At 58.8% G+C, this 12942-nt stretch carries 11 protein-coding genes, 1 other RNA gene and 1 riboswitch; of the genes, 8 read left to right on the plus strand and 4 right to left on the minus strand.

The window, feature by feature from the left end; genetic code table 11:
• Window positions 1-100: 100 nt before the first annotated feature.
• A complete protein-coding gene (locus NIT7645_RS10465; RefSeq protein ID WP_008558910.1) occupies window positions 101-661 on the plus strand; it encodes a protein-tyrosine phosphatase family protein in 561 nt (186 codons plus the stop codon).
• Window positions 662-692: 31 nt separating this feature from the next.
• Here NIT7645_RS10465 and NIT7645_RS10470 read toward each other — a convergent pair whose 3' ends face one another.
• The 3 genes from NIT7645_RS10470 to NIT7645_RS10475 form a co-directional block, all read right to left on the minus strand.
• Complete coding sequence (locus tag NIT7645_RS10470; RefSeq protein ID WP_050687106.1) at window positions 693-1118, minus strand: hypothetical protein; 426 nt, start codon at window positions 1116-1118, stop codon at window positions 693-695.
• A gap of 89 nt (window positions 1119-1207) precedes the next feature.
• Window positions 1208-1437, minus strand: a riboswitch (cobalamin riboswitch).
• 159 nt (window positions 1438-1596) lie between these two features.
• Window positions 1597-1695: signal recognition particle sRNA small type (ffs, locus tag NIT7645_RS19280), an RNA gene on the minus strand.
• A gap of 71 nt (window positions 1696-1766) precedes the next feature.
• On the minus strand, window positions 1767-3629 hold the full coding sequence (locus NIT7645_RS10475; RefSeq protein ID WP_050686991.1) for a 5'-nucleotidase C-terminal domain-containing protein: 1863 nt from the start codon (window positions 3627-3629) through the stop codon (window positions 1767-1769).
• 326 nt (window positions 3630-3955) lie between these two features.
• On the opposite strand from NIT7645_RS10475, the gene nudC reads away from it, so the two are divergent.
• Together nudC and NIT7645_RS10485 are read left to right on the plus strand one after the other, a co-directional pair.
• Complete coding sequence (gene nudC, locus NIT7645_RS10480; RefSeq protein ID WP_050687109.1) at window positions 3956-4933, plus strand: NAD(+) diphosphatase; 978 nt, start codon at window positions 3956-3958, stop codon at window positions 4931-4933.
• A gap of 57 nt (window positions 4934-4990) precedes the next feature.
• Entirely contained in the window at window positions 4991-5458 is a 468-nt protein-coding gene (locus NIT7645_RS10485; RefSeq protein ID WP_008562905.1) for an SRPBCC family protein, read from the plus strand.
• A 92-nt stretch (window positions 5459-5550) separates the two neighbouring features.
• Here NIT7645_RS10485 and NIT7645_RS10490 read toward each other — a convergent pair whose 3' ends face one another.
• Entirely contained in the window at window positions 5551-6384 is an 834-nt protein-coding gene (locus tag NIT7645_RS10490; RefSeq protein WP_037302661.1) for a prephenate dehydratase, read from the minus strand.
• 119 nt (window positions 6385-6503) lie between these two features.
• On the opposite strand from NIT7645_RS10490, the gene NIT7645_RS10495 reads away from it, so the two are divergent.
• The 5 genes from NIT7645_RS10495 (at window position 6504) to NIT7645_RS10515 (ending at window position 12940) form a co-directional block, all read left to right on the plus strand.
• Window positions 6504-7007: a c-type cytochrome gene (locus NIT7645_RS10495; protein WP_008562572.1), complete on the plus strand. Its 504-nt coding sequence runs from the start codon at window positions 6504-6506 to the stop codon at window positions 7005-7007.
• Window positions 7008-7223: 216 nt separating this feature from the next.
• Window positions 7224-9146 (plus strand): extracellular solute-binding protein, encoded by a 1923-nt coding sequence (locus NIT7645_RS10500; RefSeq protein WP_050686995.1) that lies wholly within the window; start codon window positions 7224-7226, stop codon window positions 9144-9146.
• 9 nt (window positions 9147-9155) lie between these two features.
• Complete coding sequence (locus tag NIT7645_RS10505; RefSeq protein ID WP_008560946.1) at window positions 9156-10241, plus strand: microcin C ABC transporter permease YejB; 1086 nt, start codon at window positions 9156-9158, stop codon at window positions 10239-10241.
• Between the two features lie 3 nt (window positions 10242-10244).
• Window positions 10245-11351 carry an ABC transporter permease gene (locus NIT7645_RS10510; RefSeq protein WP_050686997.1) on the plus strand — a complete coding sequence of 369 codons (1107 nt, stop codon included), beginning with the start codon at window positions 10245-10247 and terminating at the stop codon, window positions 11349-11351.
• Entirely contained in the window at window positions 11348-12940 is a 1593-nt protein-coding gene (locus NIT7645_RS10515) for an ABC transporter ATP-binding protein (RefSeq protein WP_050686999.1), read from the plus strand. Before NIT7645_RS10510 ends, NIT7645_RS10515 begins: the two co-directional genes overlap by 4 nt.
• Window positions 12941-12942 lie beyond the last annotated feature (2 nt).

Below are 12942 nucleotides of genomic sequence, written 5' to 3' on the forward strand. Positions count from 1 at the left end.
CGGGCTGAGGATAGACTGGCTGCTGTCGTGGATCTGGCGCCTGGTTCTATGCCGGGCTGTCATATGGAAATGCGCGGAAACGTGGGATGGGGGGCGTGACGTGGAGGACGGATCGCAACACTGCGATGAGACACAGAAGGGCGGGCCGGGGGACGGTCTGACCCTGCATGCGCTCTCTGTCGCTGACGGTATCCTGGCCCTTTGTCCCTTGCCCGGCGCTGGTGGGGACTATGAGGCGGATATGGCCCATATTCGTGAGTGGCAACCGGGGCTGGTAATTTCCATGACCACCACAGAAGAGCACGAAACGCTCGGCGCAAGAACGCTTGGCGCGGATTTGCAAGGCATGGGCTGTCGCTGGATCCATTTGCCGGTGCCGGATTTCAGCCCTCCACCGCCGGATATTCTGGCACGGTGGCCCGAGGTCAGCCATCTGGCGCGCAAGGCGCTTGTCGGCGGTGGGCGGGTGTTGGTGCACTGCCGGGGGGGATGTGGACGGTCGGGAATGGTGGTGTTGCGCCTGATGACGGAATGCGGCGAAAAGCCAGAGCTTGCCCTGGCCCGGCTGAGGCAGGTGCGCCCTTGTGCCATTGAGACCGACGCCCAGATGGCCTGGGCCTATGGCCCGCGCCGGATCCCCAGCGCGGGCAGTGACGGCTGACTGATCTGCAGTGCAAAACTCCTGTCGGCGCTCAGGCCGATGCTAAAGCAGCCTGCGCCTTTGGCTGTGACGGCAGTGAGCGGCGCGGCAGTGCCTGGGCAAGGCCGCTGGGATAGGTTTGATTGCGTTTCGGCACAAAGGGCGATGCCGCCGGATCAAAGATGGCATCGGCGAATTGATCCAGACCGCTGAGCGAGGCGTCTTCGCCAACGCCCGTGAAAATACGGATGCGGCTGTGGCTGGCGACAAATCGTGCAGAACAGCGGCTGGCACAGCGCGCGTCGCAGCGTTCAAGCAGGCAGGTGCCGGTGATTTCAAAATCATCCGTTGTCGATGGTCGGGCCTGATCCAGCGCCATCCCAAGGCGCGCAATCATGCGTTCAACAGCGGGGCAGGGGCGCCCCAAATGACGGCAGCTGCTGACAGAGTAGCTGTGTGTTGTGTCGGTCCAGTTCATTGCGCCCTCCGCGCGTTGGCGGCGCATTCGGACAGAGCTGGCAAGCCTGAGAAGGACATGCAGACCCTGCCAGGACACCCCGCCCGGTTGTGGTTTCTTACGAGATGGCAGGTCTCCTGACTTGCGGGTCGCAGCTGATCCGGGCCTTCCCGATGCCGTGGCTTGGTGCCTGCATCAGTGGCTTTGTCCGGGGTCGCTCGCCGCTTACAGTTGCGGGGGCAGTCGCGGCATTGATCTGCTTGAAATGAGCCGATCGCACCGTGTTCCCTTTTCATCCCGGCCACAATGCAGCGCGGGAACCATCACCCAATGGCTAGCGGGATGCGCGACGAGTCGTCAAGCATTGGATCCATAAATTGTGGAAAAGACTCTGGAAGGCGGCAGATGTTGTGCGCAATCAACCTCATCGGCCCGGATTTGGGATCATGCGATCCAATAGGCGTCCCCAAAGGGGCAGAGACCGGTTGATTGGGGGATAAGGTGAGAGGTTGGACATCGACCCAAGCGGGGCTCGTTGTGGCTGCTTCCTTCCGGACCTGACCAGGTTGGCGAGGCGCTCGCCCGCGCCAACCTCTCAAGGCCCGATATAGGGGGGGTGACCAGGAATGGCAAGCCTGTCTGCAATCAAACCAATGGCCGCTGCAAAACTCAGAGAGAGACAACCACTTTCAAAAACCCATCGGGGGTCAAACCGGCGACACGGTGGGTTGCGGGGTCCAGTTCATGCAGGTGGGCCCTGGCATCGGGACCAGTGAAGATTTCTACCTGGGTCTGCGGCATCTGCCTCAGGCGCCACGGGTATGGCGCATCCTCCAGCGGGTCGCGGGGAAGTCGACCTGCAACGTAGTCACAGATAGCATCGCGCACCCTGACAGAGGGCAGCGGCAGGCGTGTTGCGGTTTGCGGTACGGCGAAATTGCCACCACCGCCGATCCGGAAACTGTTCACTGTAATGGCAAAATGCTGGCTGTCGCGTACCGGTGCACCCTGCCAGCACAGGTTGCGGATACGGCTGGACTGCGGATCGCAGAGGGTCCCGTTGCTACTGAAACGCGGTGGCGCCGAGACATCGATGTCGTATTCGAGGCCGAAAATCACATCAAAGTTATGGCCTGCGCGGTCCTCATCAATGAGGGGTTGGTCGCCTTCACCTGGGCGGATTGTGTTGAAAAGCCCCGCCGACATCTCGAGCCAATCCCGCAGCTGCGCCCCGTCAACGACCACTGCGCGCAGCTCGTTGGGGAAGGGCTGAATGTCGACCACATGGCGCATGTACATCGGTCCTTCGGGGACGTCGGTGTAGTTGCTTGGCCCGGAACGGGCGCCAAACTTGCCCGGTGCACAGGCCGACAAAAGGGGGAGATTCGCAGCAACGGTGTTTTGCAGCAATGGACGCACCGCAGCGGCCTGGGCCCAGGCGGCAAGCGAAAGGGCGCGGTCCTCTGTCACGAAGGAAAAGAACGAGTGCAGCGACTGCGCGGTCCCCCCTACGGGTTGCGCCATGCGCCTGCGGGTGCGTTCATGCTGCGGGGCCAGTGCCTCGGTCAGGGTCTGTTGCTCTGGCGACTGGGGTTGGACCGTACCGTCCGGTCCACGTTTGATGATTGGCTTCAGATCCACGGAATGATCCGTGATCTGCCATCCATCCTGCGCGCTGTGCGTCAGGAAAAGGTCGATGATACCAAGGTGTGAACCATGGGCGCCGGGCATCACAACCGGTTTGGCAAATGTGTGGCGCCCGTCCGGCAAGGTCAGATGGGTGTGACCCGCGACGATTGCGTCCAGTTCCGTCAACATGCTGAGCGGCTTTAGCGCGTTTTCGGCGTCATCTTCGCCGTCATGCGGGTCAAGACCGGTGTGGGCCAATGCAATCACCAGATCGCAGCCTGCGTCGCGCAAGGATGCAGCCGTCCGTTGGGCGCTGGTGACCATCTGGTCGATTTCGACCTTGTCGCGCAGCTGATAGGCGCCCCATTTCATCGTATGTGGTGGCAGCACCGACAGCAGGCCCAGCCTGATTGGACAGGTGCCGGTTCCAAGATGCAAATCGCGGTGAATGATCGTGGTCGTGGAAAACGGCAAAGACAACTCGGGGTCGAGTGCGCGGACATTGGAGCAAATCACACTGCAGTCCATCTGGGCCACTGTCTGGCTCAGCACGTCGATGCCAAAATCGAAATCATGATTGCCCAATCCGATGGCATCATATCCCAGCAGGTCAAAGGCAAGCGGAACAGCGGCCTGAGTGGGATCGCCGATACGGGTGGGCAGTTCGGCCAGTGGCGTGCCGAACAGACTATCGCCGTTGTCGACCAGCACAGTGCTGGCACGCGTCTTTTCTGCCTCTGCACGGGCCTGATCAATCAGGCTTGCAACCCGCGACAGACCGACGGTCGGATCTGGTCGATCCGAATAATAGTCATAACTCAACAGGTTGGCATGCAGGTCCGTCGTCGCCAGAATGCGCAGACATCCAACTTCGTGGTCGTCGGTTTGCTCCGATCCTGTCATGTTGCGCTTCTTGCAAATCTCACGGTGTTTCCAGGCAATGGCGAAGGTTGCGAATTTATTAACAACTCACCGGCGCAGTTTGAAGCAACCAAACTCCGAACTGGAAAGCTGTTTTTTGCGGAGAATTAGACACAAAATGCTTCTTCCCCCTTGAGATAAGTGTGATTTGCGATTTTCAAGATTTATATGGGAAAACGGTTTTCTCCCTGACTGTGACCCTGAAGAGACAGCGTTGCAACCAATGGGGGAGTTTGTGCGGTTATTTCAAGCAGCTAGCACGTGTGCAACAGCGCCGCGCGGGGCAGAGACAGGTTAAGGACGGGTCCATGAAGAATGCAGAGCAGGTCACCTTTGGGGGTGGCAACATCGATCGCGCAGCGCAGTTGCGCGATGACCCACAGGCCTTGGCCGAGCAATGGCAGACGGCGCAGGTGTTGGTGATGTGGCGCGGCAAGCCTTTGTGCCAGCTGGCCGCGGCCGGCGATGTGCCGGGCGCGCTGGCGTGGTTGCCTGCCACGCATCCCGTCGTGAAGGGCCAAGAGACAGAGGCGGTCTTTCTTGGGCGGTGTGCCAAAGGTGTTGCGCGGTTTGCGATAGATATCAGCACATGGGAGCCAGAGGCGCAGGACACCGATAGTGTCGGTGGGTTCGTTGATCTCAGTGAGCAGCGGCATCCTGAGCTGCCGCAGGACGGCGGATTTGCAGAGCTGCGCCGCATCATGGCCCATCTGAACCGTGCCGAAGCCGAGTTTGCCGCCACAGCAAGAGCGATCTTTGGCTGGCATGAAACACATCGTTTCTGCGCGCGATGTGGCGAGAAGAGCAATATGGCCCAGGCCGGCTGGCAGCGGATTTGCCCGAGCTGTGGAGGCGCGCATTTCCCACGCACCGATCCGGTTGTGATCATGCTGATCACACATGGCGAATCGGTTCTGGTAGGGCGTTCACCCGGTTGGCCGGAGGGAATGTATTCGCTTCTTGCGGGCTTTGTGGAGCCGGGCGAGACGCTGGAAGCTGCGGTCCGGCGAGAGGTCGAGGAGGAAACCGGAGTGAAAGTCGGCGCCGTTTCCTATCTGTCCAGTCAACCCTGGCCGTTTCCAATGTCACTGATGTTTGGCTGCGCGGGCGAGGCGCTGGGACGCGATATCAAGATTGACCCGAACGAGATCGAAGACGCCCTGTGGGTCAGTCGGCAGGACATGATGACGGTTTTTGCGGGAGACCACCCCACGATCCGCCAGCCGCGCAAAGGCGCAATTGCACATTTTCTATTGCAGAACTGGCTTGCGGATACGTTGGATTGAGACGAATAGTAGATTTCAGATCTATCTTCCGAGACATGGCGTAAAGGCAGAGACCGTATGGAGTTTTCCGGCAAAGAGGACATTGATGCCCCGATTGCGGAGGTGTTTCACGCGCTGTGTGACTTTGAGAATATGGAGCGCCAGGCCCTGCGTCGCGGTGCCGAGGTTCAGCGCATGGGCGATGCTGCGCATCCCGAGAACGGATTGGCGTGGGACGTGGCATTTCAGTTCCGTGGCAAGGACCGCAAGCTGAACGTCGCGCTGACCACCTACGAGCCGGTCACCATGATGGCTGTGACAGGAACGGGCAGTGGGGTTGATGGCAATCTGGAGGTGGAACTTCTCGCTCTTTCGCCACAACGAACCCGGATGGTGGTGAAACTGGCGCTGTCGCCCAAGACGCTGTCGGGCCGGTTGATGGTTCAGTCGCTGAAACTGGCCAAGACCCGGCTTGTGCGGGGATTTGAACGCCGTGTGAGCGAATTTGCCCGCCAGACCGAGGCGAGGTTGAGCGGCACCGTCTGAAGTGTTCTGCGGTACGTTGACGTGCCAAGATAAAAGAAAGCCGCGTCAGCGAATACTGGCGCGGCTTTTTGTTGGTCGGCAGCAACAGAGAATCAGAGGCGGTCGCGATTTGCAGGGTAAACGCCGAGAATCTCGATATTTGTTGTGAAATAGGCCAGCTCGTCCATGGCGAGGCGCACATTTGGGTCATCCGGGTGGCCATCGATGTCTGCATAGAACTGCGTCGCGGTGAATGAGCCGCCGACCATGTAACTTTCGAGTTTCGTCATGTTGACGCCGTTCGTCGCAAATCCGCCCATCGCCTTGTAAAGCGCAGCGGGGATGTTGCGGACCTCGAAAACAAAACTGGTAATCATACCATGCTCGCCCCGGCGGCTGTGGTCCGGCGTGCGCGACATGGTGAGGAACCGGGTGGTGTTGTCGCCCTGATCTTCGATGTGGCGGGCCAGAACATCCAGCCCATAGATCTCTCCCGCCAGCTCGCTTGCCAGGGCTGCGTGGGTCTTGTCTTTGGCTTCTGCAACGTCGCGTGCGGCGCGGGCATTGTCTGGGCTGACACGGCCGCGGATGTTGTTTTCATTGAGAAAACGGGCGCACTGCGGCAGCAGAACAAGGTGGGAATGCGCATCGGTGATGTCTTCCAGCTTGGCGCCGGGCACGCCGAGGACATTGATGTGAACCCTCACGAATGTCTCGTCGATGATGTGCAGCCCGCTATGGGGTAGAAGCCGGTGAATGTCGGCGACCCGCCCGTAGGTGGAGTTTTCGACAGGCAACATGGCAAGCTCTGCTTCACCGCTGCGGACCGCATTGATTGCGTCCTCAAAGTTGCGGCACGGCAGCACGTCCATATCTGGCCGTTCGTTACGACAGGCCTCGTGACTGTAGGAGCCAAGCTCCCCCTGAATGGCAATTCTCTGGGTCATAACTGCGGCATCCGTGCAAAACTTCAAAAAACGGGCGTTTCGTCGCGCTGTCTATACCTTGCCACTTGAGAGGGGAAGCCTTAGACAACCCCTCAGACAGCTGAAATGGACTCGCGATCATGTTTGACACGATGACCCTTACCAAAGCGACCGCAGGTCTTTGCGGCGCGTTCCTCGTGTTCCTTCTGGGCAAATGGGCCGCAGAGGAACTGTATCACACCGAAGCACATGGTGAAGCTTCCTATGTGATTGAAGTGGAAGAGGCAGGTGCAGAAGAAGTTGCCGAAGTTGTAGACTTTGGTGAACTGATGGCCTCTGCAGACGTTGGCAAAGGTGCCAAGGTCTTCAAGAAATGCTCTGCTTGCCACAAACTTGAAGCAGGCGCGAATGCGACCGGCCCTTACCTTTATGGTGTTGTGGGTCGTGAATTTGCCGCCGCAGATGGCTTTGGCTACTCTGGCGCCCTGTCCGGCATGTCCGGCACTTGGACCGCAGAGGAACTGGACGCCTTCCTGACCAAGCCGTCTTCGTACGTGCCTGGCACCACCATGAGCTTTAGCGGCCTGAAGAAACAAAGCGATCGTGTGAACCTGATCGCCTATCTGGACAGCCTCGACAACTGATCCGGCAGGCTCTGACAATTTCGAAAGGCCGCGCTTTGAGCGCGGTCTTTTTTTGTCTGCAGTGCTCTGACAGGGTGCAGAGCAGCGGATCGGCGGGTTCACGCCTTGACACACGGGAAATTCAGCCAATCTGAACTTGAATGTTCCCGGTGCAGCCGCTTAGCTTTGCACCAAGTGTTCCTGACAGTGAACGCCGCACCAAGGAGGTTCTTGCAGATGAAAACGCCCCTCACCGCTCGCCGTGCCGTTTCGGCCAGAGTTATTGATCCGCAACCGTTTTTCCGCAGCATCGCAGCCAGCTTTCTGGCGTTGATTGTGATGTGTCTGCTGGCCACGATTGCCCGGGCAGAGGGGGAGATCATCAAGAGCCACGGCTTCGCTGAATTCGGCGAGCTGAAGTATCCGGCAGGTTTTGCGCATTTCGATTATGTAAATCCGGAAGCGCCCAAGGGGGGCGAATTGTCCCTATCCGCGGTCGGGACGTTCGACAGCATGAACCCCTACACCCGCAAGGGGCGCGGCGGCGCGATGTCGGCGGACCATTTCGAATCTCTCTTGGTCGAATCCTATGACGAGCCGGGCAGCTATTATGGTTTGTTGGCAGAGAGCCTAGAGTACCCGGAAACGCAGGATTGGGTGGTTTTTAACCTCCGCCCCGAAGCGCGGTTCTCTGATGGGAGCCCACTGACGGCTGAAGATGTGGTGTTTTCACACAATCTGCTGCTGGAACAGGGCCTGAAATCCTACGCCGAGGCGGTCAAGAAACGCATTCCCAAGGCCGAGGTCCTGGGGCCGCATCGGGTGAAATTCTACTTCTCTCCTGATTTTCCCCGTCGCGCCATGATCACTCAGGTTGGCGGCACGTCTGTCTTTTCCAAAGCGTGGTTTGATGCGGACCCGGAAAACCGGCGTCTGGATGAGCCGCGGCTTGATCCGGGCATCGGATCTGGTCCCTATGTTCTGGAATCTCTCGATGTGAACCAGCGCATCACATACAAGCGCAACCCGGACTATTGGGGCAAAGACGTGAATGTGAACGTAGGGCGCCACAACTACGATCGGATCAGGATCGAGTATTTCGGCGATGCGGTCGCTGCGATGGAAGGGTTCAAAGCAGGCGTCTACACGATGCGCCCCGAGAACAGCTCCAAAAGCTGGGCAACTGCGTATGAATTCGATGCTGTGGCCGATGGGCATGTGGTCAGGGGCGAATTTGCCGACGGTAATGTCCCTGCAGCCAGTGGTTTTGTGATGAACCTGTTGCGCCCGAAGTTCCAAGATCCGCGCGTGCGCGAAGCGATGCAGCTGGCCTATAACTTCGATTGGACGAACGAGAGCCTGCAGTACGGCCTGTTCCGTCAGCGCCACTCCTTCTGGCAGGATAGCGCGCTGGAAGCCAAGGGCGTGCCGCAAGGGGCCGAGCTGGAGGTGCTGACCGGGCTGGGGGACATGATCGATCCCGCGCTCCTTAGCAGTGAACCGGTGATGGCGCATAGTTCAAAGGCTGACCGCCCCGGTGATCGCCGCAATTTGCGCCGTGCAATGAAGTTGCTGGATGACGCGGGCTGGAGCGTTGGTGACGATGGTTTGCGCAGAAACGCTGATGGTGAGCTGCTGAAAGTCGAGTTCTTGCTGGATTCCCCGACCATCGAACGGATCGTGCAGCCCTATGTGGCAAACCTGCGCCAGATGGGGGTCGAAGCCATTGCGAGCCGGGTGGACTATGCTCAGTACACCAGCCGCCGGCGTGAAAAAGACTTTGACATGATCACCTTCGCTTACCCGAAGTATCTGGAACCTTCGACCGGGCTCTATCAGCAGTTCGGGTCAGAGGCGCATGAATATTCCGTTTTCAATCCTGCGGGGCTTGCAGATCCCGCGGTGGATAAACTGATTGCGGCAATCGTCGAAGCAACTGATCAGGAGACCCTGCAAAGCAATGTTCGGGCGCTGGATCGCGTGCTGCGGGCCAAGCGTTTCATGGTGCCGACATGGTATCTGGACGTGAGCTGGGTGGCGTATTGGGATTTCTACGAGCATCCGGAAAACCTGCCCCCCTTTGATCTGGGCCTTCGGGATATCTGGTGGGTCAATGCCGATAAGGAAGCGGCATTGAAATCCTCTGGTGCATTGCGGTAAGCGCCTGACATGGCAGCTTATATCCTTCGACGTCTCTTGCTGGTGATCCCGACACTGTTCGGGATCCTGGTGATCAATTTTGCTTTGGTGCAGTTCGTGCCCGGTGGGCCTGTGGAACAGATGATCGCCCAGCTGGAAGGCGGCGGTGATGTGTTCGAAGGCTTTGCCGGCGGCGGAGGCGACGCCGGAGGAGAGGCGATTGCGGCAAACGACAATTATGCGGGTCGGCAAGGTCTGCCACCTGAACTGATCGCTGAGCTGGAAGAGCAATTCGGTCTGGATAAGCCACCGGTCGAACGCTTTCTGATCATGCTTGGCAACTACGCGCAGTTTGATTTTGGCGAGAGCTATTTCCGCAAGATCGACGTGCTTGATCTGGTTCTGGAAAAGATGCCGGTGTCGATTTCTCTGGGTCTTTGGTCAACGCTGATTGCCTATCTCGTGTCGATCCCGCTGGGCATCCGCAAGGCGTTGCGCGATGGGTCGCGCTTTGACACCTGGACCAGTGGCATCATCATCGCAGCCTACGCCATTCCGGGATTTTTGTTCGCGATCTTGCTGCTGGTGTTGTTCGCGGGTGGTTCGTACTGGCAGATCTTCCCGCTGCGGGGGCTGACCTCTGACAACTGGGAAAACCTCAGCCTGTTTGGCAAGATTGCAGACTATTTCTGGCATATCACACTGCCCGTTGTGGCCTCGACCATCTCGGCCTTTGCCACATTGACGCTTCTCACGAAGAACTCGTTCCTGGACGAGATCAAAAAGCAATATGTCATGACGGCCCGCGCCAAGGGCCTGAGCGAGCGGCGGGTCCTTTACGGCCATGTTTTTCGCAACGCCATGCTGATTGTGATTGCGGGATTCCCGGCTGTCTTTATCGGCGTGTTCTTTTCGGGCAGCTTGATCATCGAGACGATCTTTTCGCTCGACGGTCTGGGGCGCCTTGGCTTTGAAGCGGCAGTGGCGCGGGATTATCCTGTGATCTTTGGCACGCTGTTCATCTTTGGTTTGATGAGCCTCGTTGTCGGTATCATTTCCGACATCATGTATGTGATCGTCGATCCGCGGATCGATTTTGAAAAGAGAGAGGGCTGACAGATGGCTTTGTCTCCGCTCAACCAGCGCCGTTGGAATAACTTCCGCCGCAACAAACGGGCCTTTTGGTCGTTGTGGATCTTCTCCGTGCTGTTCGGGATCTCGCTGTTTGCCGAGTTCATCGCCAACGACAAGCCGATCCTTGTGAACTATCGCGGGGAGTATTTCACCCCGATTTTCAACTTTTACCCGGAAACCACCTTTGGTGGAGACTTCCAGACCGAGGCCGCCTACCGCGACCCGGAGGTTCAGTGCCTCATCGCCTCTGGCGGGGTGGAGGACTGTTTTGATGATCCTGAAGGCATCCTGGAAGAGATAGAGGCTGGTACATATGCGGGTGACGGGTTTGACGAGGGCTGGGCGATTTGGCCAGTCATTCCCTACAGCTACAACACCACCGTCGACCGGCCAGGTGCTGCCCCTTTGCCACCGAACGGACAGAACCTGTTGGGCACGGATGACACCAAGCGGGATGTCTTGGCACGGGTGATCCACGGTTTCCGCCTGTCCATCCTGTTCACGTTGATGGTGACAGGTGCTGCAACGCTGGTTGGCATTGCTGCGGGCGCGGTTCAGGGATTTTTCGGAGGTTGGCTGGATCTGGTGTTCCAGCGCGTGATCGAAATCTGGGGCTCTATCCCGCAGCTTTACGTCATCATCATCATGTTTGCGATACTGGGGCGCAGTTTCTGGCTGCTTGTGATCCTTATGATCCTGTTCAGCTGGACCGCCTTGGTGAGCGTCGTGCGGGCTGAGTTCCTGCGGGCGCGCAATCTGGAATACGTCCGCGCGGCCAAGGCGCTTGGGGTTGGGAACATGACCATCATGTTCCGCCATATGCTGCCCAATGCGATGGTGGCGACGCTGACCTTTCTGCCGTTCATCGTCACAGGAACGATCGGCACCTTGGCTGGGCTGGATTTCCTCGGCTTTGGCCTGCCGTCATCAGCGCCCTCTCTGGGAGAGCTGACGCTGCAGGCAAAACAAAACCTGGAGGCGCCCTGGCTCGCTTTCACCGCGTTTTTCACCTTTGCGATCATGCTGTCCCTGCTGGTCTTCATCTTTGAAGGTGTGCGCGATGCCTTTGATCCGAGAAAGACATTCTCATGAACACTGACACCTCTCAGCTCCTGAATGTCCGCGATCTGCGGGTTTCCTTCCGTCAGGACGGCAAGGTGACAGAGGCGGTGCGCGGTGTGTCCTTCTCTGTTGGACGCGGTGAAACCGTGGCTCTTGTCGGCGAAAGCGGTTCGGGCAAGTCGGTCACTGCCCTCTCGACGGTTTCCCTTTTGGGTGACAGCGCGTCAGTCAGCGGCTCTGTAACGTATGATGGGCAGGAAATGGTCGGCGCCTCCGAACGTCACCTGCGGCAGGTGCGGGGCAACGATATCAGCTTTATCTTTCAAGAGCCGATGACCTCTCTCAACCCGCTGCACACCATCGAAAAACAGCTGGCGGAATCTCTGGCGTTGCATCAGGGCCTCGACGGCAAAGCGGCGCGTGTACGGATCGTTGACCTCCTGAACCGGGTAGGGATCCGCGATTCGGAAAACCGGCTGGGGGCGTATCCCCATCAGCTTTCGGGGGGACAACGTCAGCGGGTGATGATCGCAATGGCGCTGGCTAACAAGCCCGATATCCTGATCGCGGATGAGCCAACGACAGCTTTGGATGTGACGATCCAGCAGCAGATCCTCGAATTGCTGGCGGATCTCAAGAAAAGCGAAGGCATGGGGCTGTTGTTCATCACCCATGACCTCAGCATCGTGCGCCGGATCGCAGACCGGGTCTGTGTGATGAAGGGGGGCGAGATTGTCGAGGAGGGGCCAACAGCGGAGCTGTTTGCCAACCCACAGCATCCCTATACGCAGAAACTTCTGGATGCAGAGCCAACGGGCCAGCCCGCCCCCGTGCCTGACGGTGCCGAGGAACTAATCCGGACCGAAGATCTAAAGGTCTGGTTCCCGATCCAACGGGGCCTGCTGAAGCGCACTGTCGGCCATGTCAAAGCGGTCAACCCGACCTCAATCTCTGTGCGCGCAGGCGAGACATTGGGCATTGTCGGCGAAAGCGGCAGTGGCAAGACCACTCTGGCGCTGGCGATCATGCGATTGATTGCCTCTGAGGGGCGTGTCGAGTTTCAGGGCCAGGATCTGCGGCAGTGGTCCACCCGGGATTTGCGCCGCTTGCGCGCGGACATGCAGATCGTGTTTCAGGATCCCTTTGGGGCGCTCAGCCCGCGGATGACCTGTGCTCAGATCATTGCCGAGGGGCTGGCGATCCACAATGTCGACCAGGACCGCGATCCCCGCGAACTGGTGGCGGAGGTCATGAGCGAGGTGGGGCTGGATCCGGCGTTCATGGACCGTTACCCGCACGAGTTTTCCGGCGGCCAGCGTCAACGGATCGCCATTGCGCGTGCGATGGTTCTGCGCCCCAAACTGGTTGTGCTGGACGAGCCGACGTCGGCCCTCGACATGACGGTTCAGGTGCAGATCGTTGACCTTTTGCGAGACCTGCAGGCCCGCTATGGGCTGGCATATCTGTTCATTTCGCACGATCTGAACGTGGTGCGGGCGATGTCGCACAAGATGATCGTGATGAAACAGGGCGATGTGGTCGAAGCCGGTACGGCAGAACATCTGTTCTCCAACGCCAGCGACCCCTATACGCAGCAACTGCTGGCAGCGGTCGGCTGACG

Origin of the sequence: Phaeobacter italicus (genome assembly GCF_001258055.1) — a bacterium.
In the GTDB taxonomy this organism is placed as follows: domain Bacteria; phylum Pseudomonadota; class Alphaproteobacteria; order Rhodobacterales; family Rhodobacteraceae; genus Phaeobacter; species Phaeobacter italicus.

Coding starts and splice junctions, on each gene's coding strand:
- NIT7645_RS10470 (WP_050687106.1), bottom strand. CDS start 1,118: ATGAACTGGACCGACACAACACACAGCTACTCTGTCAGCAGCTGCCGT.
- NIT7645_RS10475 (WP_050686991.1), bottom strand. CDS start 3,629: ATGACAGGATCGGAGCAAACCGACGACCACGAAGTTGGATGTCTGCGC.
- nudC (WP_050687109.1), top strand. CDS start 3,956: ATGAAGAATGCAGAGCAGGTCACCTTTGGGGGTGGCAACATCGATCGC.
- NIT7645_RS10485 (WP_008562905.1), top strand. CDS start 4,991: ATGGAGTTTTCCGGCAAAGAGGACATTGATGCCCCGATTGCGGAGGTG.
- NIT7645_RS10490 (WP_037302661.1), bottom strand. CDS start 6,384: ATGACCCAGAGAATTGCCATTCAGGGGGAGCTTGGCTCCTACAGTCAC.
- NIT7645_RS10495 (WP_008562572.1), top strand. CDS start 6,504: ATGTTTGACACGATGACCCTTACCAAAGCGACCGCAGGTCTTTGCGGC.
- NIT7645_RS10500 (WP_050686995.1), top strand. CDS start 7,224: ATGAAAACGCCCCTCACCGCTCGCCGTGCCGTTTCGGCCAGAGTTATT.
- NIT7645_RS10505 (WP_008560946.1), top strand. CDS start 9,156: ATGGCAGCTTATATCCTTCGACGTCTCTTGCTGGTGATCCCGACACTG.
- NIT7645_RS10510 (WP_050686997.1), top strand. CDS start 10,245: ATGGCTTTGTCTCCGCTCAACCAGCGCCGTTGGAATAACTTCCGCCGC.
- NIT7645_RS10515 (WP_050686999.1), top strand. CDS start 11,348: ATGAACACTGACACCTCTCAGCTCCTGAATGTCCGCGATCTGCGGGTT.